The organism is Streptomyces sp. NBC_00076 (assembly GCF_045041235.1).
Taxonomy (GTDB): Bacteria; Actinomycetota; Actinomycetes; order Streptomycetales; family Streptomycetaceae; genus Streptomyces.
The window spans coordinates 2,942,773-2,961,252 of the sequence record NZ_CP108242.1 but is presented as its reverse complement, the minus strand read 5'-3'; the positions used below and the strand labels follow the sequence as shown (position 1 = coordinate 2,961,252).

The 18,480-nt window shown below is 71.4% G+C and carries 19 protein-coding genes; 9 read left to right on the top strand and 10 right to left on the bottom strand.

From position 1 onward, the window contains the following. Window positions 1-39 precede the first annotated feature (39 nt). Window positions 40-1,071: an aldo/keto reductase gene (locus OHA64_RS13565; RefSeq protein ID WP_405612551.1), complete on the top strand. Its 1,032-nt coding sequence runs from the start codon at window positions 40-42 to the stop codon at window positions 1,069-1,071. Between the two features lie 268 nt (window positions 1,072-1,339). Here OHA64_RS13565 and OHA64_RS13560 read toward each other — a convergent pair whose 3' ends face one another. Together OHA64_RS13560 and OHA64_RS13555 are read right to left on the bottom strand one after the other, a co-directional pair. Then, window positions 1,340-2,128 carry an SDR family oxidoreductase gene (locus OHA64_RS13560; protein ID WP_405612549.1) on the bottom strand — a complete coding sequence of 263 codons (789 nt, stop codon included), beginning with the start codon at window positions 2,126-2,128 and terminating at the stop codon, window positions 1,340-1,342. Window positions 2,129-2,254: 126 nt separating this feature from the next. Then, window positions 2,255-3,262: a Gfo/Idh/MocA family protein gene (locus OHA64_RS13555; protein ID WP_405612547.1), complete on the bottom strand. Its 1,008-nt coding sequence runs from the start codon at window positions 3,260-3,262 to the stop codon at window positions 2,255-2,257. An 86-nt stretch (window positions 3,263-3,348) separates the two neighbouring features. On the opposite strand from OHA64_RS13555, the gene OHA64_RS13550 reads away from it, so the two are divergent. The 3 genes from OHA64_RS13550 (at window position 3,349) to OHA64_RS13540 (ending at window position 7,273) form a co-directional block, all read left to right on the top strand. Beyond that, window positions 3,349-4,737, top strand: a complete 1,389-nt coding sequence (locus OHA64_RS13550) for a multidrug effflux MFS transporter (protein WP_405612545.1) — start codon at window positions 3,349-3,351, stop codon at window positions 4,735-4,737. Beyond that, a complete protein-coding gene (locus tag OHA64_RS13545) occupies window positions 4,644-5,864 on the top strand; it encodes a serine hydrolase domain-containing protein (protein ID WP_405612543.1) in 1,221 nt (406 codons plus the stop codon). The genes OHA64_RS13550 and OHA64_RS13545 overlap by 94 nt, the downstream gene beginning before the upstream one ends. A gap of 425 nt (window positions 5,865-6,289) precedes the next feature. Next, window positions 6,290-7,273: a small ribosomal subunit Rsm22 family protein gene (locus OHA64_RS13540; RefSeq protein ID WP_405612541.1), complete on the top strand. Its 984-nt coding sequence runs from the start codon at window positions 6,290-6,292 to the stop codon at window positions 7,271-7,273. Here the strand turns inward: OHA64_RS13540 and OHA64_RS13535 are convergent, their stop codons facing one another. Then, window positions 7,274-7,465 carry a DUF6243 family protein gene (locus tag OHA64_RS13535; protein ID WP_405612539.1) on the bottom strand — a complete coding sequence of 64 codons (192 nt, stop codon included), beginning with the start codon at window positions 7,463-7,465 and terminating at the stop codon, window positions 7,274-7,276. 94 nt (window positions 7,466-7,559) lie between these two features. Here OHA64_RS13535 and OHA64_RS13530 point away from each other — a divergent pair, with 94 nt between their 5' ends. Both OHA64_RS13530 and OHA64_RS13525 read left to right on the top strand, forming a co-directional pair. Continuing rightward, complete coding sequence (locus tag OHA64_RS13530) at window positions 7,560-8,186, top strand: TetR/AcrR family transcriptional regulator (RefSeq protein WP_405612537.1); 627 nt, start codon at window positions 7,560-7,562, stop codon at window positions 8,184-8,186. Between the two features lie 117 nt (window positions 8,187-8,303). After that, complete coding sequence (locus OHA64_RS13525) at window positions 8,304-9,038, top strand: bifunctional DNA primase/polymerase (protein WP_405612535.1); 735 nt, start codon at window positions 8,304-8,306, stop codon at window positions 9,036-9,038. Between the two features lie 13 nt (window positions 9,039-9,051). On the opposite strand, the gene OHA64_RS13520 is transcribed toward OHA64_RS13525, so the two are convergent. The 4 genes from OHA64_RS13520 to efeO are packed head-to-tail and all read right to left on the bottom strand — an operon-like array spanning window position 9,052 to window position 13,327. Continuing rightward, the gene (locus OHA64_RS13520) at window positions 9,052-10,044 is read right to left on the bottom strand and encodes a hypothetical protein (RefSeq protein ID WP_405612533.1); all 993 of its coding nucleotides are present in this window, start codon (window positions 10,042-10,044) and stop codon (window positions 9,052-9,054) included. Next, window positions 10,004-10,876, bottom strand: coding sequence for an iron uptake transporter permease EfeU (efeU, locus tag OHA64_RS13515; protein WP_405612531.1), 873 nt, complete (start codon window positions 10,874-10,876; stop codon window positions 10,004-10,006). The genes OHA64_RS13520 and efeU overlap by 41 nt, the downstream gene beginning before the upstream one ends. Before the next feature lie 3 nt (window positions 10,877-10,879). Beyond that, complete coding sequence (gene efeB / locus OHA64_RS13510) at window positions 10,880-12,142, bottom strand: iron uptake transporter deferrochelatase/peroxidase subunit (protein ID WP_405612529.1); 1,263 nt, start codon at window positions 12,140-12,142, stop codon at window positions 10,880-10,882. A 42-nt stretch (window positions 12,143-12,184) separates the two neighbouring features. Beyond that, on the bottom strand, window positions 12,185-13,327 hold the full coding sequence (gene efeO, locus OHA64_RS13505) for an iron uptake system protein EfeO (RefSeq protein ID WP_405612527.1): 1,143 nt from the start codon (window positions 13,325-13,327) through the stop codon (window positions 12,185-12,187). Window positions 13,328-13,639: 312 nt separating this feature from the next. Between efeO and OHA64_RS13500 the strand changes: the two genes are divergently transcribed. After that, window positions 13,640-14,284 (top strand): PhzF family phenazine biosynthesis protein, encoded by a 645-nt coding sequence (locus tag OHA64_RS13500; RefSeq protein WP_405612525.1) that lies wholly within the window; start codon window positions 13,640-13,642, stop codon window positions 14,282-14,284. A gap of 97 nt (window positions 14,285-14,381) precedes the next feature. On the opposite strand, the gene map is transcribed toward OHA64_RS13500, so the two are convergent. Then, window positions 14,382-15,239 carry a type I methionyl aminopeptidase gene (gene map, locus OHA64_RS13495; protein WP_405612523.1) on the bottom strand — a complete coding sequence of 286 codons (858 nt, stop codon included), beginning with the start codon at window positions 15,237-15,239 and terminating at the stop codon, window positions 14,382-14,384. Between the two features lie 58 nt (window positions 15,240-15,297). Between map and OHA64_RS13490 the strand changes: the two genes are divergently transcribed. Further along, on the top strand, window positions 15,298-15,528 hold the full coding sequence (locus OHA64_RS13490; RefSeq protein WP_405612521.1) for a hypothetical protein: 231 nt from the start codon (window positions 15,298-15,300) through the stop codon (window positions 15,526-15,528). 8 nt (window positions 15,529-15,536) lie between these two features. Here the strand turns inward: OHA64_RS13490 and OHA64_RS13485 are convergent, their stop codons facing one another. Continuing rightward, on the bottom strand, window positions 15,537-16,868 hold the full coding sequence (locus tag OHA64_RS13485) for an MFS transporter (protein ID WP_405612519.1): 1,332 nt from the start codon (window positions 16,866-16,868) through the stop codon (window positions 15,537-15,539). 103 nt (window positions 16,869-16,971) lie between these two features. Beyond that, on the bottom strand, window positions 16,972-17,604 hold the full coding sequence (locus OHA64_RS13480) for a hypothetical protein (protein ID WP_405612517.1): 633 nt from the start codon (window positions 17,602-17,604) through the stop codon (window positions 16,972-16,974). Window positions 17,605-17,758: 154 nt separating this feature from the next. On the opposite strand from OHA64_RS13480, the gene npdG reads away from it, so the two are divergent. After that, window positions 17,759-18,469 (top strand): NADPH-dependent F420 reductase, encoded by a 711-nt coding sequence (npdG, locus tag OHA64_RS13475; protein WP_405612515.1) that lies wholly within the window; start codon window positions 17,759-17,761, stop codon window positions 18,467-18,469. Window positions 18,470-18,480: the final 11 nt, after the last annotated feature.

The window sequence follows — 18,480 nt, the reverse complement described above, 5'->3', positions numbered from 1 at the left end:
TTGCGTTGGTGTGCACTCCAACTCCTAGCGTGCGCGGGCATGGAGACCAACGGGACCACCAGGACCACCAGGACCAACGGAGCCGACAAGACCACCACCACCAGGACGCTGGGCCGCAGCGGCATCGAGGTCAGCGCCCTCGGCTTCGGCTGCTGGGCGATCGGCGGCGAATGGCAGTCACCGGACGGACAGCCGCTCGGCTGGGGCAAGGTCGACGACGAGGAGTCCGTACGGGCGATCCGGCGCGCCCTCGACCTGGGCGTCACGTTCTTCGACACGGCGGACACGTACGGAGCCGGCCACAGCGAACGCGTCCTCGGCCGGGCCCTCGGCAAGCGCCGGGACGACGTGGTCCTCGCCACCAAGTGGGGCAACCTCTTCGACGAGCACACCCGGACCCGGGTCGGGCAGGACGCCTCCCCCGACCACGCGCGCAGCGCCCTCACCGCATCGCTCACCCGCCTGGGCACCGACCACGTGGACCTCTACCAGCTGCACATCTCCGATGCCCACCCCGACCAGGCGGCCCGACTGCGCGAGGCCTGCGAGGAGTTCGTACGCGAGGGGCTGATCAGGGCGTACGCCTGGAGCACCGACGATCCGGCCCGGGCGGCGGTGTTCGCGGAGGGTGAGCACTGCACGGCCGTACAGCACGCGATCAACGTGTTGCAGGACGCGCCCGAGATGCTCGCCCTGTGCGAGGAGTCGAACCTGGCGAGCATCAACCGCAGTCCGCTCGCCATGGGGCTGCTGGCCGGGAAACGCCAGGGTGCGCTGGAGGCCGGGGACATCCGCAGCCGGCCGCCGGCCTGGCTCGAGGGTTTCGACGAGGGTTCCGGTGCGGCCCCCGACTGGCTCGCCCGCGTCGACGCGCTCCGGGAGATCCTCACCAGCGACGGCCGTACGCTCGCGCAGGGCTCCCTCGCCTGGCTGTGGGCGCGCAGTCCGCGCACGGTGCCGATTCCCGGCTTCCGTTCGGTCGCGCAGGCCGAGCAGAACGCGGGAGCGCTGGAGAAGGGGCCGCTCACCGCGGAGCAGCTGGCGGAGGTCGACCGGATCCTGGGGCGGTGAGTGGCCCCATCCCGTTCTCCGTATGAAAGCGGCAGCCGTTCCACCGCACCGGTGCGCACCTCGCGGTCCCACGCGAGGTCCACCCCCACCCGGTGTGGTGAAGCGGCTGCCGCCTCCCCCCTCGGGAGCGGTCAACGGAACTCATATCCCCCAAGTGTGAAGCTCCCGTGGAGGATATGAAGAGCATATGCGCGTGACCGGCCTGAATGGTGCGGAATCCACAATTTAATTTGTGAAGGTTGAGCGCGTGACGACCTGAGTGCGTGGCTCAGCCGCGTCCCACGTACGGCATAGCCGTCGCCAACACCGTCGCGAACTGCACGTTCGCCTCCAGCGGCAGCTCGGCCATGTGCCGCACCGTGCGCGCCACATCGGCCACCTCCATCACGGGCTCGGGCACGACCTCCCCGTTCGCCTGGAGGGCCCCGGTCCCCATCCGCTCGGTCATGTCGGTGGCCGCGTTGCCGATGTCGATCTGCCCGACCGCGATGTTGTACGGCCGCCCGTCCAGCGACAGGGACTTGGTCAGGCCGGTCAGCGCGTGCTTGGTCGCCGTGTAGGCCACCGAGCGCGGCCGGGGCGTGTGCGCGGAGATCGACCCGTTGTTGATGATCCGGCCGCCCTGCGGGTGCTGCTCCTTCATCTGCCGGTACGCGGCCTGCGCGCACAGGAAGGCCCCGTTCAGGTTGGTGTCCACCACGTGCCGCCAGGCGTCGTAGGCCAGCTCCTCGACCGGAACCCCGCCCGGACCGAACGTGCCCGCGTTGTTGAACAGCAGGTCCACCCGCCCGAAGCGCTCCACGGTGGCGGCGAACAGCGCGGCCACCTCCTGCGGCCGTGCCACGTCCGTGGGGACGGCGATCGAGGCACCCGCGGAGCCGTCAGGGGTCTTGGGCGCGAGCGTCGCCGTCTCCTCCAGCATCTGCGGCCGACGGCCCGCCAGCGCCACCGACCAACCCGCGCCCAGCAGTTCCACGGCGACCGCGCGGCCGATGCCGGAACCCGCGCCGGTCACCACCGCGACCCTCGAATCCTTGGCACTTCGCATGGCATTCATGGGCCCGCAGCGTACGGGAGGCCCCCGGCGCCCAGGCCGGCGTGCGGATCTGGGTCGGCGTGCGGGTCAGGGCTGTGCGGTTCAAGGTCGTGCGGGGCAGGGCTGTGCGGGGCAGGGTCGTGCGGGTCAGGCCGGGCTGAGCTCCGTCTCGCTCGGGTAGCGGACGCCGACCTGGTCCCGGATCGCGTCGAGCGTGCGCATCACCGCGAGCGTGCCGTCGAGCGGCACCAGCGGGGACTCGGTCTCGCCCGCGCGCAGGGCCCGCATCACCTCCAGGGCCTCGTGCTTGAGGCTGCCCCGGTCCGCCGGGCCGGTCGTGAACTCCTCCGGGTCGCGGCCGTCGCGGTGCAGCACGAAGCGGTCGGTGTGGAAGAAGCCGTACGGGATGTCGATGCGGCCCTGCGACCCGGTGACCGAGGCGGTGGTGGCCGTACCGCCGACGACGGAGCAGTGCACCGAGGCGAGCGCGCCGCCCTCCCAGGACAGCAGCGCGGCCGTCTGGAGGTCGACACCCTCGTCGGAGAGCACCGCCCGCGCCGAGACGTCCGCCGGCTCACCGAGCAGCAGCTGTGCGAACGACACCGGGTACACGCCGAGGTCGAGCAGCGCGCCGCCGCCCTGCGCCGGGTCGCGCAGCCGGTGCGAGGGCGGGAAGGGCCCCGCCAGGCCGAAGTCGGCGTGCACACTGCGCACTTCGCCGACGGCGCCGTCCCGCACCAGGCCTGCGAGACGCCGGATCAGCGGGTTGCAGTACATCCACATGGCCTCCATCAGGAAGCTCCCGCGCTCCCTCGCCAGCGCGACCAGTTCCTCGGCCTCCCGCGCGTTCAGCGTGAACGCCTTCTCGCACAGCACGTTCCGCCCGGCCGAAAGACACATCCCGGCCGCCGCCCGGTGCGCCGCGTGCGGGGTGGCGACGTACACGACGTCGACGTCCTCGTCGTGCGCGAGTTCCTCCCAGTCGCCGTAGGCCCGCGGGATCCCGAACCGCTCCGCGAACGCCTTCGCCGACTCCTCGGTCCGCGAGGCCACCGCCACGACCTCCGCGTCCGGCAGATCCACGAGTTCCGCGGTGAACGCCGCCGCGATTCCGCCCGTCGCCAGGATCCCCCAGCGCACGCTCTCCTCCGTCATCCGGCCCCACCCTCGCTCACGTGACCCTCGGCACTCTGTACGAGCTGAGAGCATAGGTGGCGGATCAACCGGAGAGGGAGGGGCACATGCCCGAGCGTGGGGCGTCGACACCGCACGAGGCGCAGTCGGCCGTGGCACACACCGGCACGACGCCGAAGCCGTCGTCCGTACCGAGCGCGACAGGCCCCGCCGGTCCGCCGCCGCCCGGCCTCCGCCGCACCGGCTTCCTCGTCACCCTCCTCCTCGGCGGCCTCACCGCCACGCCCCCGCTGGCGATGGACATGTACCTCCCGTCGCTCCCGGCGGTCACCGAGTCCCTCGCCGCGCCCGCCGCCACCGTCCAGCTCACCCTCACCGCCTGCCTGGTCGGCATGGCCCTCGGGCAGATCGTGGTCGGCCCGATGAGCGACCGATGGGGCCGTCGACGCCCCCTGCTCATCGGCCTCGTGGTCTACGTCGTCGCGACCGCCGTGTGCGCCCTCGCGCCCACCGTCGAACTCCTGGTCCTCTTCCGGCTGGCGCAGGGCCTCGCGGGCGCGGCCGGGATAGTGATCGCTCGGGCCGTCGTACGCGACCTCTACCAGGGCGTGGCCATGGCCCGCTTCTTCTCCAACCTCATGCTGATCTCCGGGGTCGCCCCGATCCTCGCGCCGCTCGTCGGCGGGCAGATCCTGCGGGTGACGGACTGGCGGGGCGTGTTCGTCGTCCTGACCGTCGTCGGGATCGCGCTCACCGTCCTGGTGTGGACCCGGCTGCCCGAGACCCTCGCCCCGGCCGACCGGCACGGCGGCGGCGTGGGAGAAGCCCTGCGTTCCATGCGCACCCTGCTCGCCGACCGCGTCTTCAGCGGCTACGTCCTCACCGGCAGCTTCGCCTTCGTCGTCGTCTTCGCCTACATCTCGGCGTCCCCGTTCGTCATCCAGGAGATCTACGGCGCCTCCCCGCAGACCTTCAGCCTGCTGTTCGGCGCCAACTCCGTGGGGCTGGTGATCATGGGCCAGATCAACGGCAAGCTGTTGGTCGGCCGGGTCAGCCTGGACAAGGTGCTCGCCGTCGGCCTCGTGGTCCTCGGGCTCGCGGCGACCGCGCTGCTGCTGATGACGACGGGTGTCTTCGGGGAGGTGGGGCTCGCTCCGATCGCGGTCGGGCTGTTCGTGGTGATGTCCGCGATCGCCGTGACCATGCCCAACGCCCAGGCACTTGCCCTGATGCGGGTCGAGCACTCCGCCGGCGCCGCCTCCGCGCTGCTGGGCACCTCGTCCTTCCTCGTCGGCGCGGTCGCCGCGCCTCTCGTCGGGATCGCCGGCGAGCAGACCGCCGTGCCGATGGCGCTCGTCCAACTGGCTGCCGTACTGGTGGCGGGTGCCTGCTTCGTGGGAATGTGCCGTCCTTGGAACACACGTGCGATCGTGGAGGGTGGGGGTCACCCCGCTCGACCGGAGCCGAAGGTGGAGAAGGTGGAGGAGGAGAGCTGAGCGCACCGAGACTGCGCCACGACACACCGGAACGGGCCGGACTCGACCCGAGGGAACTGCGGCGCCTCGTCGCGGACGTCCACGAGCTCACGACCGGTGAGCGCCCGTGGGCGCCGGGCGTCGTGGTGGTCGCCGGGCGCGGTCCGGTGATCGCCGTGGAAGAGGCGGCGGGCTGGGCCGTCCGCTACGCGTCCTACGACCCCGAGGCGGACGCCGGCGTGGAACTCCCGCCCGACGCGCGCGTTCCGATGACCGTCGACACTCCCTTCGACCTGGCCTCCCTCACCAAGCTGTTCACCGCCGTCGCCGCCGTCCAGCAGATCGAGCGGGGCACGCTGGGCATCGACGCGCGGGTCGGGGCGTTCCTGCCGGACTTCCGGGCCGCCGCCGAACACGGCGTCACCGTGCGGGAACTGCTCACCCACACCTCCGGACTGCGGCCCGAACTCCCGCTGTACGACTGCCTGGACGCCGACGAACGCCTGGCGCTGCTGCGCGCGGAGTCCCCGGCCGGGGGGCCCGGCACGTACACCTACTCCGACCTGAACCCGCTCCTTCTCCAGTACGTCCTCGAACGCGTCACCGGCCGCACCCTCGACGACCTCGTCCATCACGGCATCACCCGCCCGCTCGGCATGACGGCGACCCGCTTCGGACCCTGTCCCGACGCGGCGGCCACGGAGGACCAGCGGCGGCCCTGGGCCAAGACCGACCGGGGGATGGTGCGGGGCGAGGTCCACGACGAGAACGCCTGGGCGCTGGGCGGGGTGGCCGGTCACGCGGGCCTGTTCTCGACCGGCCGGGACCTGGCGGTGTTCTGCCGCACCCTGCTCGCGGGCGGCTCGTCGGGGCCGGCCCGCATCCTCGGCCCCGACTTCGTCGAACTGCTGCTCACCCCGCCGGGCCTGGGCTTCGCCCTCGACCAGCCGTGGTTCATGGGTGAACTTGCGGGACGGGGAGCGGCCGGGCACACCGGTTTCACGGGCACGTCACTGGTGCTGGACCGGGCTTCGGACACGTTCCTGGTCCTGCTGGCCAACTCGGTCCATCCGAGGAGACGGCCGCCGGACAGCCGGCCCCGGGCGGCTGCGGGGACGCGGGTGGCTCGGGCTGTGCGGGGGGCTTAGGGGGGGTGGGTGTGGGTGCGGGTGCCTCCGGCGGTGGGGGCAGGTGATGCCTGCGGCGCCTGTGCGGGGTTCGGTGGGGCGGTGCCTGCGGCGCCTGTGCGGGTTCGGTGGGGGTGGCTGTAGCGCCTGCGGTTCGGGGGTGGGTTGGGGCCGGGACGGGGGTGTCCGTCCTCGGAACGTCGCGGAATCGGTTTCTTGGTGAGGGGGCGGTGTTGACGCGACAACCGCTGCGGGCGGACACCCCCGTCCCGTCCCCTTCCCGCCGTACGCGGGCGCGGGTGCCGATGGGCGAAACCCTCGTCCCGTCGGGCGGACGGTCCGCCCGTCCAGTCACCTTTCCGTCGTACGCGGGTGGGGGAGCGTGCGCGGTTCCGGGCCGGTTGGCCGGTGGGAAACGCGAAGTGCGGCGGTCATAGAATCGCCGGGTGAACGCCCCCGTAGCCCCGGCCGAGACCCTGCGTGCCGCCCTTGCCGTGCTGCTCGACGGGCTTCCGGCCCGGCAGGCAGCGCAGGCGGTGGAGCGTCTGATCGCCAACTACCGGGGCGCCACTCCCACCGACACCCCGATCCTCCGGGACCGCGCGGACGTCGCCGCGTACGCCGCCTATCGGATGCCCGCCACCTTCGAGGCCGTACGGTCGGCTCTGGACGCGTTCGCGGCGGCCGTACCCGAGTGGGTCCCCGCCGGCCATGTCGATGTCGGCGGTGGCACCGGCGCGGCGACCTGGGCGGTCAGTGCCACCTGGGACGGGGTGCGGCCGGTCACCGTGATCGACTGGTCCGAACCCGCCCTCGCCCTGGGGCGCGAGGTGGCCGCCGCCAATCCGGCTCTGCGGGACGTCCGTTGGCAGCGCTCCCGGATCGGAACGGCGCTCGACGACACCGACCTCGTCACCGTCTCGTACGTCCTCAACGAACTCACCGCCCCGGACCGCGCCGCTCTCGTCGACGCCGCCGCGACCGCCGCGCAGGCCGTCGTGATCGTCGAACCGGGCACTCCCGACGGCTACGCCCGCGTGATCGAGGCCCGTGACCGACTCGTCGCCGCTGGTTTCCAGGTCGCCGCGCCCTGCCCGCACAGCGCCGCCTGCCCGATCGTCCCCGGCGAGGACTGGTGCCACTTCTCCGCCCGGGTCAGCCGTTCCTCCCTGCACCGCCAGATCAAGGGCGGCTCCCTCGCCTACGAGGACGAGAAGTTCTCCTATGTCGCCGCCGCCCGCTTCCCGGTGACGCCGGCCCCCTCCCGGGTGGTCCGGCGCCCCCAGATCCGCAAGGGCCAGGTCCTGCTCGACCTGTGCGAGACCGACGAGCGGCTGAGCCGCCGCACGGTCACCAAGCGACACGGCGACCTCTACAAGGCGGCCCGCGACGCGGACTGGGGCGACGACTGGCCCCCGGCGGAGCGTTAGTCACGTCGTCTCTTCGCCGGCCTCCTCCTGGCGATTTTCCTGGAGCCTGCGCAGCAACTCCCGTTTCTGGGCCTGGGGGTCGAGGCCGCCGCCGATCTGCCTGCCGCGCCCACCGCCCCGCAGCGCCTTGCGGCCGAGGTTGCTGCGGGTGCCGCCGACTCCCAGCATGTTTCCTGATCCACCACGGGACATGGGGGTCTCCTTAACGATGACGAGACGGGTCGTCTCGGTTCAGAGTTCACTGTCCGGCGAGACGATCCGTCTTGTCAACTGATAAATTCGAGCCATGGTTGTCAAGAAGTCCGTCCACGCCCCCGACACCACCCGACGCAGCGAGCGGTCCCGCCGTGCGATCTACGACGCCGCCCTCGCCCTCGTCGGGGAGGTCGGCTACCCCAGGACGACCATCGAGGGCATCGCCGCCCGCGCGGGCGTCGGCAAACAGACGATCTACCGCTGGTGGTCGTCGAAGGCCGACGTCCTGCTGGAGGCCTTCCTCGACCTCTCCGAGCAGGCGTCGCGGGAGGCTGGGCCCGAGTACGCGTTCAAGATCCCCGACACCGGCGACCTCGCCGCCGACCTCAAGACCGTGCTGCGGCTCACCGTCGACCAGCTCCAGGACCCCCGGTTCGAGATTCCCTCCCGCGCGCTGGCCGCCGAAGGTGTCGTCAACGAGGAGCTCGGGCGGATCATGATGGCCAAGCTCCTCGAACCGTCGCTCCAGCTGTACGTCGACCGGGTGCGTGCCGCGCAGGAGGCCGGACAGGTCCGCCAGGACATCGACCCGCGTATCGCCCTCGAACTGTGGGTCTCACCCCTCGCCCAGCGCTGGCTCCAGTACACGGGCCCGATCTCCTACGAGTACACCGACACCCTCGTCGACTACGCCCTCCACGGTATCGGGCCCCGCTGACCCCTCAGTTGTGCTCTTCGTCCCACCTGGCCCAGTTGTCGGCTCCGGCCCCCCGGAGCACGGGATGGTGGGACAATGGGGCATGCTGTTCCGCACGACAGCGAGGCGAGGGGATAGATGAGCGCGGAGTTCGGCGGCCGTACCGGCCGGCAGGGCAAACTCTCCCAATGGCTGCGCGGACGCCGCCCGAAGGAGGCCGCCGCGGACGAGGGCGGCCGTGAGGCCCTGCTGCTCGCCGCCGCCGGAGCGGGCCTGCCGCTCGCCCCCGCCGCGTATCCCGCGCCCGGCTACCGCTGTTCCTGCGACCGCGTCGGCTGTCCCACCCCCGCCCGGCACCCGGTGTCGTTCGCCTGGCAGACCCAGTCGACCACCGACCCCGCGCAGATCGAGCGCTGGGCCCGCCATCAGCCACAGGCCAACTTCATCACCGCGACCGGCATGGTGCACGACGTCCTCGACGTGCCGCTGGAAGCCGGTGCGGAGGCCCTCGAGCGGCTGCTCGACGCCGGCATCGACGTCGGCCCGGTGGCCGCGAGCGACGACGGCAGGCTGCTCTTCTTCACCCTCACCCGCGGCACCCCCGAGGACGAGGACGAGTGGTGGCCCTGTGAACTGGACTGCCACCCCGAGACGATGGACGAACACCCGGGCCTGCGCTGGCACTGCCGCGGCTCCTACGTCCTCGTCCCGCCCGCCCGGCTCCCCGGCGACCAGAGGGTGAGCTGGGTCCGCGGCCTCGAACACCCGCTGCCGGACCCGCTGACCCTCCTGGAAGTCCTCACCGACGCCTGTGCCCGCCACATCGGCGAGGAGCCCGACCACGCGAACGCGGCCTGGCCCTCACGCCGTTGAGCCGACGGATCCGCTACGACCCCTGCGCCGAGGTCAGACCCTGGATCCGCCCCAGCAGGTTCACCTTCGAGCCCTTCGCCGGGTCGAGAGCCACCTCGTTGGAGACGAACTCCATGGTGAGCGACTGCTTGATCTCACCGGTCGTCAGGGCCAGGACATCCTGACCCGGGTCGGGCACCGACGAGCTCGGGGCAGCCGTCTGCTTCTCGTAGTGGTGCGTGGCGAAGAACACCAGCGACCCGCCGTCGGCCGTGCGCAGCGCGAGCGGCGCGTAGTCGCCACTGGCCAGCGGCTCGTCGATGTACTGGGTGGCGAGGCCGGGCCGCTTGGAGCTCTTCTTGCGCTGCGCACGCCACTGGTCGGTGTGCGGACCGGCCGCGAAGGACTTCCCGCCGTTCTTCAGATACGTCGTGTAGTCCTTGCTCAAGTCCCCGGGCGCGACGGCGAGTTCGGCCGAGTTCACGGGCACGGTCTCGGCCCAGCCGTCCGCGTCCTTCTTGAACTTGGGCACCTGGTCCGGCGCGACCAGCGTCAGATAGGCCGCCTGCCATGGTTCGTCCAGGCCACCCCGGGTGAACACGATCAGCCACCGCGCGGTGCCGCCCTTGTTGCCGGCCGCGTCGGCGACGAACCAGCGTGGCCAGCCCGCCTTCTTCGGAATCGTGAACTTCGCGTCCGACAGCTTCAGTGCCGTGTGCGTCGGGTTGCCGTTTGGGTTGTTCACCGCGCCGGCCTTCAACCGGGCCTTGTCGATGTCGGAGAGGGCGCCGGTGACATGGTCGGCGTCCAGCGAACTGTCGTACGCCTTGTCGGCCGCGTTGTACGCGGTTGTGAACTGCCGGAGAGCCCTGGCGGCCTCCGCCCGGGTGGACGCGGGAAGTACCTCCCGTTCCCCGTGGACCACCACACAGCCGCTCGCTGTCAACGACAAAGCGGTCAGTGAGGCCGCTATCAGTGCGCTCCGGTCAAGCCTGCGGAGCCTTAGAGGGCCGCGATCCCTGCTCATCAGGTTCCTTCACCTTCCCCTTCCCGGAGGCGAACCCTACCGGGAGGAGGAACAGCGCGAGCGTCGGGACCAGGTACAGCAGCCACACCGTGACCTGGAGGACCGTCGGGTCGGGCTGGAAGTTGAAGACACCCTTCAGGAGCGTGCCGTACCAACTGTCCGGAGGGATGGTGTCGCTGATGTCGAAGGCCTTGTCCGTCAGACCCGCGATCCAATCGGCCTCCTGGAGATCGTGGACGCCGTACGCCAGCACGCCCGCGGCCACGACGACGAGCATGCCGCCCGTCCAGGTGAAGAACTTCGCGAGGTTGATCCGCAGCGCCCCGCGGTAGAACAGCCAGCCCAGCAGGACGGCCGTCGCCAGGCCCAGCGCCGCGCCGATCAGCGGACGCGGGGTGCCGTCGCCGGCCGCGTGGACGGACGTCCACACGAACAGGGCCGTCTCCAGCCCCTCCCGGCCGACCGCGAGGAACGCCGTGGCCACCAGCGCGCCGGTGCCCATCGCGAGAGCCGCGTCCAGCTTGCCGTGCAGCTCCGACTTCAGGTGCCGGGCGGTGCGCCGCATCCAGAACACCATCCACGTCACCAGACCGACCGCGACGATCGACAGGGAGCCGCCGAGCGCCTCCTGCGCCTCGAACGTCAGCTCCTGCGAGCCGAATTCGAGGACGCAGCCGAAGCCCAGGGCGATGAGCACGGCGATGGCGATGCCGGCCCACACCGGCTTCAGCGCCTCCCTGCGGTCCGTCTTCACCAGGTACGCGATGAGGATGCAGACGACGAGGCTGGCCTCCAACCCCTCGCGCAGACCGATCAGATAGTTGGAGAACACGGGCTACGCCTCCTTCGAGAACAGCGTCCGGCCCCACCAGTCGTCCTTGTCGCGGACGCCCGGCGGGACGGCGAAGACCGCCGAACCCACGTGCTGGATGTACTCGTTGAGCGCGTCGGTCGCGAGGTTGCGCTGCACGCGGATGAATCCCTCGCGCACGTCCCGCTGGTAGGCGAGGAAGAACAGGCCCGCCTCCAGCCGCCCCAGACCGTCGGTGCCGTCGGTGAAGGAGTAGCCGCGGCGCAGCAGCGTCGCCCCGTGGTTGGAGTCGGGGTGGGCGAGCCGGACGTGCGCGTCGGGCTTCATCGCTTTCAGGAACGGCTTGTCGCGCTCCTTCGCCTTGCCGACCGGTGCACCCTCGCCCTTGTCGCGGCCGAAGATGTCCTCCTGCTCCTGGAGCGAGGTGCGGTCCCAGGTCTCGATGTGCATCCGGATACGGCGGGCGACCAGGTAGGAGCCGCCGCTCATCCACGCGGAGCCGTCGGCGGAGTCCGCCCACACGAACTTCTTCAGCCGGTCGGTCTCCGTGCCCGCGATGTTGCGGGTGCCGTCCTTGAAGCCCATCAGGTTGCGCGGGGTCTGCGCGTCCGGCGTGGTCGAGGACGTCTTGCCGAAGCCGAGCTGCGACCAGCGGATGACGACCTTGCCGAAGCCGATACGGGCCAGGTTGCGGATCGCGTGCACGGCGACCTGCGGGTCGTCCGCGCAGGCCTGGACGCACAGGTCGCCGCCGCTGCGGTTCTTGTCGAGGTTGTCGCCGGCGAACTGGGGTAGGTCGACCAGGGCCTCGGGCCGTCGGTCCCCGAGGTCGAACCGGTCGAACAGGCCGGGCCCGAAGCCGATCGTCAGGGTCAGCCGTGACGGCTTCAGCCCCAGCGCCTCCCCGGTGTCGTCCGGCGGAGCCTCGGCGAGCCCGCCGTACGCGCCCTCGCCGACCGCCTGCCCGCCGGTCATCCTCCGCGCGGCCTCGGTCCAGTCCTTCAGCATCTGGACGAGCTCGGCGCGGTCGTCGGTGGTCACGTCGAACGCGGCGAAGTGCAGCCGGTCCTGCACCGGCGTGGCGATGCCGGCCTGGTGGGCGCCGTGGAAGGCGACCGCGGCGCCCGTCTCGGCGCCGGCCGGGGCCGCGTCGTCGGTGGACTCGCCGGTGCGTGTCATCGCCACCGCGCCGCCGGCCGCGGCGGCGCCGAGCGCGAGCCCGGCACCGCCCCAGCCGATCAGAGCGCGCCGGGAAGGCGCGGCGGTGTCCTGGGTGTCGTCCGTCATGACGTCGTCCCCTGCTTCCACTGTTCCTGCTTCCCTGCTTCCCTACTTCGCGACGGCGGCGGCGAGCTTGGACAGCGGCTCGGCGAGCGCGTTCACCCCGTCCGACAGCTTCTTGCGGTCCGCCTCGCCGACCTTGTCGTACGAGACGAAGTCGTAGGACGAGGGATTGGCGCGGTACTTGTCCAGCAGCGTGTTCAGCGCGGCGAACTGCTTGTCCAGCTCGGTGACCAGCGGCGCGTCGTTCTCCTTGGCGACCGGCTTCAGCAGCTCGTACGACTTCTCGGCGCCCTCGACGTTGGCCTTGAAGTCGACGAGGTCGGTGTGCGAGTAGCGCTCCTCCTCGCCGGTGACCTTGCCGGTGGCGACCTCGTCGAGGAGCTCCTTGGCGCCGTTGGCCATCGAGGTCGGGGTGATGTCGGCCTTGCCGACCCGCTTCTGCCAGTCCGTCAGGTCGGTGACGAGCTGGTCGGCGAGGGTCTTCTCGGTGGCGCCGATCTTCTTGTCCTGCCAGAGGGCCTTCTCCAGCCGGTGCCAGCCGGTCCACTTCTGGCCGTCCTCCAGGCCGTCCGCGCGGACGTCGACCTTCGGGTCGATGTCGCCGAAGGACTCCGCGACCGGCTCGGTGCGCTCCCAGCCGATCCGGGAGGGCGCGTAGGCCTTCTTCGCGGCCTCCATGTCGCCGTCCTTGACCGCCTTGGCGAACGCCTCGGCCTTGGGCAGCGTCTCGTCGGCCTGTTCCTGCGCGTAGGTGCGGTAGGCGGCGACGGCCTTGTCGAGGCGGGGGTCGCGCTTGGCGACCTTGCCGCCGGTGGCTTTGACGTCCTGGCGGATGCCGTCGCCCTTCATGCCGGGCTTGCAGGCGATCCGGTAGTCGCCGGCCTTCACCTCGGCGGTGACCTTCTGCTTGGTGCCGGGGCCGATGTTCTCCCGCTCGGTGACGATCCGATCGTCCGGGAAGAGGACGTAGACCTCGGTGACCTTGGAGCCCTTGTTCTCGATGGCGAGTTCCAGGTGTCCGGCCGGGAACTCCTTCTTGGAGATCTCGCACTTGTCGTCGGTGGCGGTCACGTTGATCACGCGCTCACCGCTGCTGTCGGAACTGCCCTTCTCGGTGCACCCCGTGACGGCTGTCAGAGCCGCCACGGCGGCGGTGGCGGTGACGACGGAGAGTCTGGCGGCGCGCATTTCGGGCTCCCGGTGTCTGGCTGAAAAATCACGTGACGGGGCTCACAAGGATTGGTGAGGCTCACCTAACTTATCCGAGCCTTACCTGTGTGATACCCCCATGTGCCGTGATTCAGCTCTCATGGACGCTGTATGGGCACGACTTGATCACGGAGGCTCAAAACAGACGTCAAAGGCAGGTCAAAGGAGATTCAAAGATTCCGCTTCGGGGGCACCGGAAACGCCCCCGTGCGCGGGCGCCGCACCACCTCAACCCGCTGGTCATGGACGAGTGGTCGGCGCGGGTCCGCCACTCCGGGCACAATTTTCCGCGTGACTGACTACGACGTGCTCCGCGTCTTCTGCGGAGCGAACGGCGGATACGGCAACGAACTCGGCGTCGTCCGCGAGGGCTCCGTCCTGCCCGACCCGGCCGAGCGGCAGGAGTTCGCCGGGAAACTCGGGTTCAGCGAGACCGTGTTCGTGGACGACCCCGAGCGCGGGGTCATCGACATCTACACACCGACCCTGCGCCTGCCGTTCGCCGGCCACCCCTGTGTCGGCCTGGCCTGGCTGCTCGACGTGCCCGAACTGGTCACCCCGGCCGGAGTCGTGGGCACCCGCCTGGACGGCGAGTTCAGCTGGATCGAGGCGCGGGCCGAGTGGGCCCCGCCGCGCACCCTGCGCCAGTACGCCACGGCCGCCGAGGTCGACGACCTGACCGTCCCGCCGCCGGGGGAGTGGATCTACGCCTGGGCCTGGGAGGACGAGTCCGCCGGCCGGGTCCGGGCCCGTGCCTTCCCCGGCCGCGACGACGGCATCGACGAGGACGAGGCGACCGGCGCGGCGGCCCTGCTCCTCACCGACCGACTGGGCCGCGCCCTGAACATCACGCAGGGCGCCGGCTCGCAGATCCTCACCGCCCCGCAGCCCGGCGGCTGGGTGGAGGTCGGCGGTCGCGTGTTCCTGGAGCGGTGACCGGGACGGCGAACGGCAGGGACAGCCGTTCGGGCGGGCAGCCGGAACTCCTCGCCCGAACGGCTGCGGCAGGGCTACGGGCAGGACTACGACACGGCTACGGCAGCGTGAGGATCTCCGCCCCCGACTCCGTCACCACCAGCGTGTGCTCGAACTGGGCCGTCCGCCGACGGTCCTTCGTCACGACCGTCCAGCCGTCGTCCCACATGTCGTACTCGTGCGTCCCGAGCGTCAGCATCGGCTCGATCGTGAAGGTCATCCCGGGGCGGATGACGGTCGTCGCGTGCGGACTGTCGTAGTGCGGGATGATCAGGCCCGAGTGGAACGACGAGTTGATCCCGTGTCCGGTGAAGTCCCGGACCACGCCGTACCCGAACCGCTTCGCGTACGACTCGATGACCCGGCCGATGATGTTGATCTGCCGGCCCGGCCGGACCGCCTTGATCGCCCGGTCGAGGGACTCCCGGGTCCGCTCCACCAGCAGCCGGCTCTCCTCGTCGACATCCCCCACCAGATACGTGGCGTTGTTGTCGCCGTGCACTCCGCCGATGTACGCGGTCACGTCCAGGTTGACGATGTCGCCGTCCCGCAGCACCGTCGAGTCCGGGATCCCGTGGCAGATCACCTCGTTGACGCTGGTGCACAGGGACTTCGGGAAGCCGCGGTAGCCCAGCGTGGAGGGATAGGCGCCGTGGTCGCACATGTACGCGTGCGCCACCCTGTCCAGCTCGTCGGTGGTGACACCCGGCGCGATCAGCTTCGCGGCCTCCGCCATGGCCCGCGCCGCGATCCGGCCCGCCAGGCGCATCGCCTCGACCGTCTCGGGCGTCTGCACCTCCGGTCCGGTGTACGGCGTCGGCGCCGGCTTGCCGACGTACTCGGGCCGGCGGATGTTTCCGGGTACGGAACGGGTGGGAGACAGCTCCCCTGGTACGAGCAGCGACTGGCCAGACATGCCAGCGAGTCTAACCAGCGGACGTGGGGCACCATGTCCGTGGCGAAAGGAGCCGGTCATGGCCCTGTTCAAGAAGCGCACGGGCGGAAAGCCGGGCGAGTGGTACTACTGCCTGGAGCATCAGAAGGTCGAGGAGGGGCCGGAGTGCCCGGCCAAGGACCGCTTCGGGCCGTACGCCACCCGAAAGGAGGCCGAGCACGCGATGGCCACGGCCCGCGAGCGCAACCTCGAGTGGGAGAACGACCCCAAGTGGCACGACGCCCCGGCGGCGGACCGGGACGACGACTGACCCTCCGGCTACGCCGCCTCGGCCGGTGCGGCTGCCGCACGCTGTTCACGCAGCCGCACCGCGTGCTCGTTCGTCCGCACGTCGTACGTCATCAGCTTCGGCAGGCACAGGGCCAGCAGCCCGACCGCGCCCACACACAGCAGCCCGCCCGACCAGACCGACGCCCGCACCCCCAGCCAGACCGCGAAACCACCGGTCCGCACCTGGCCGAGCGTCGGCCCCACCGAGTACGACAGCAGCTCGATCCCGGCGAGCCGGCCGCGTAGCTCGTCCGGGATCGTCTGGTTCCACATGGCCGCGCGGAAGATCCCGCTGACCATGTCGCAGCCGCCGGCGAGGGTCAGGAACAGCAGCACCAGCCAAACGTTGCCGACCAGCCCGGCGCCCGCGATCGCCAGGCCCCACAGCGCGGCCGACAGCACCACCATCCGCCCGTGCCGCTGGATCCGTGAGGTCCAGCCGCTGGTCAGGCTCACCAGCATCGCCCCCGCCGGGACCGAGGAGTACATCAGCCCGAGCGACCACTCGGCGTCCAACTCGTCCGCGAGGAACGGCAGCACGGCGAGCGGCATCGCCAGGAACATCGCCGCGAGGTCGACGGCATAGGTGCCGAGCAGCTCCTTGCGGCGCCACGCGTAGCGGGCACCCTCGGCGATCGCCTGGAACGAGGGCTTCGCGGCCTCGTGGGAGGCGGGGGAGGCGGCGATGCGCACGACCAGGAGCACCGAGACGACGAAGGTGGCGACGTCCGCCGCGTACGCCCAGCCGAGGCCCGCGTACGCGACGACCACACCCGCCACCGCCGGGCCCGCGACCCCGCCGACCGTCCAGCGCAGCGAGTTCAGCGAGGCCGCCGCCGGCATGTGGTCATGGGCCACGATCCGCGGCCACAGCGAGTCGAGCGCGGGCCGCTGCACGGAGAACAGGGCGGAGGACAGCGCGGCGACGACATACAGCGGCCAGACGGCGGGCGCCGGCATCAGCGCGTTCAGCAGCAGAACGGCGGAGAGCAGACCTTGCCCGGCCTCCGTCCACACGATCAGCTTCCGCTTGTCCAAGGCGTCCGCGAGAGCCCCGCCGTACAGCCCGAACACCACCAGCGGCACCAGCTCCACCGCCCCGATCGCCCCCACCGCCGCGGCCGACCCGGTCAGCTCCTTCAGCTGCACCGGAAGCGCGACGAACGTCAGGAACGTCCCGAAGTTGGAGATCAGCCCCGAGAACCACAGCCGTCGGAAGTCCACGGACGCCCGCCAGGGAGCGAGATCGGGGAGGAGGGCACGGAGCCCGGAGGGCGGGGCGTCGACGGGAACGGGAGGCGTGGGGGAGTCATCGGTCACGACGGGCCATCGTTGGACGCCCGCCCCTGACGGGCAACTGCTTTTCGCCCGGCCTCCGTTCGGGGCAGCTCGCCCGGTCTCTGTTCGGGGCAGCGGGTACGAGTCACCAACGGGCCGGAGGCGGTGCCGTCAGTTCGTCCGCCAGCCGGGACAACCTGTCCCGGAAACGCCGGCGCCCCCGTGCGGGAGACGGCACCGCGTTCTCCCCGGCCGCCGCGCTCACCAGATGCTGCACGGTGTCCAGGTCCAGCTCCGCGCCGTCCGGGACGGCCAGCACCTCGTGCGCCATCGCCGCCAACTCGCCCGCACCGCGCCCCTCGCCCCCGCCGCCCGCGCCCCCGCCCAGCGCCAGCACCGTCGCCCCGGCCCGGCGGGCGTCGTGCACCCCTTCCAGCAGCGACGCCGTCGGCTCCGTCGGGGACACCACGAGCAGCGTCTCGCCACGCCGTGCCGCGGCCAGCCTCCCGGGCCCGACCGCCAGATGGGCCGGGTCCGACGGGCGCGCGTCCTGGCGTACGAGAGTCGGGGCCAGCTCCGGCGTCCCCGACCACGCCGCCTCGTCGACCAGATGGGCCGCGAGATGCCACGGCTCGTACTCCGGGCCGCCCACCAGCAGCAGCCCCCCGCCGTGCGACACCACGGACGCGCGCAGCGTCCCCGCGAACCGCCGCGTGGCCCCCAACCACTCGGTCCCGGCGAGCACCTCGCGCAGCAATGCGACCCGTACGGCATCCATGCGACCGCATCCTGCCGCACGCGAGCGTTCGGAACCCCGGGTTCACCCCGAATTCGCCCCTTTGGGCAGGCGGTGAGGAGCGCCCTCGAGCGGGTCCCCGTGACCCCGCTCACCTGACCGATCGAGGCCGACCGGGCGGACGTAAAGTCGGCCCATGACCTCTACCGACACCGACAATGCACAGAAGGCCCCCGCCAAGGACCCCTGGGACCTTCCCGACGTCTCCGGGCTCGTCGTCGGCGTGCTCGGCGGCACCGGCCCGCAGGGCAAGGGACTCGCCTACCGGCTCGCCAGGGCCGGCCAGAAGGTGATCATCGGCTCGCGCGCCGCCGACCGGGCCGAGGCCGCCGCCGGGGAACTCGGGCACGGCGTCGAGGGCGCCGACAACGCCGAAACCGCCCGCCGCAGCGACATCGTGATCGTCGCCGTGCCCTGGGACGGCCACGGCAAGACCCTGGAGTCCCTGAGCGAGGAACTGGCCGGCAAGCTCGTCGTGGACTGCGTCAACCCGCTCGGCTTCGACAAGAAGGGCGCCTACGCGCTCAAGCCGGAGGAGGGCAGCGCCGCCGAGCAGGCCGCCGCCCTGCTGCCCGACTCCCGGGTCACCGCCGCCTTCCACCACCTCTCGGCGGTCCTCCTGCAGGACCCGGAGATCGACGAGATCGACACGGACGTCATGGTCCTCGGCGAGGTGCGCGCCGACGTGGAGATCGTCCAGGCGCTGGCCGGCCGGATCCCCGGCATGCGCGGTGTCTTCGCGGGCCGCCTGCGCAACGCCCACCAGGTCGAGTCGCTGGTCGCGAACCTGATCTCGGTGAACCGCCGCTACAAGGCGCACGCGGGACTGCGGGTCACGGACGTGTGAGGGGATGGGGG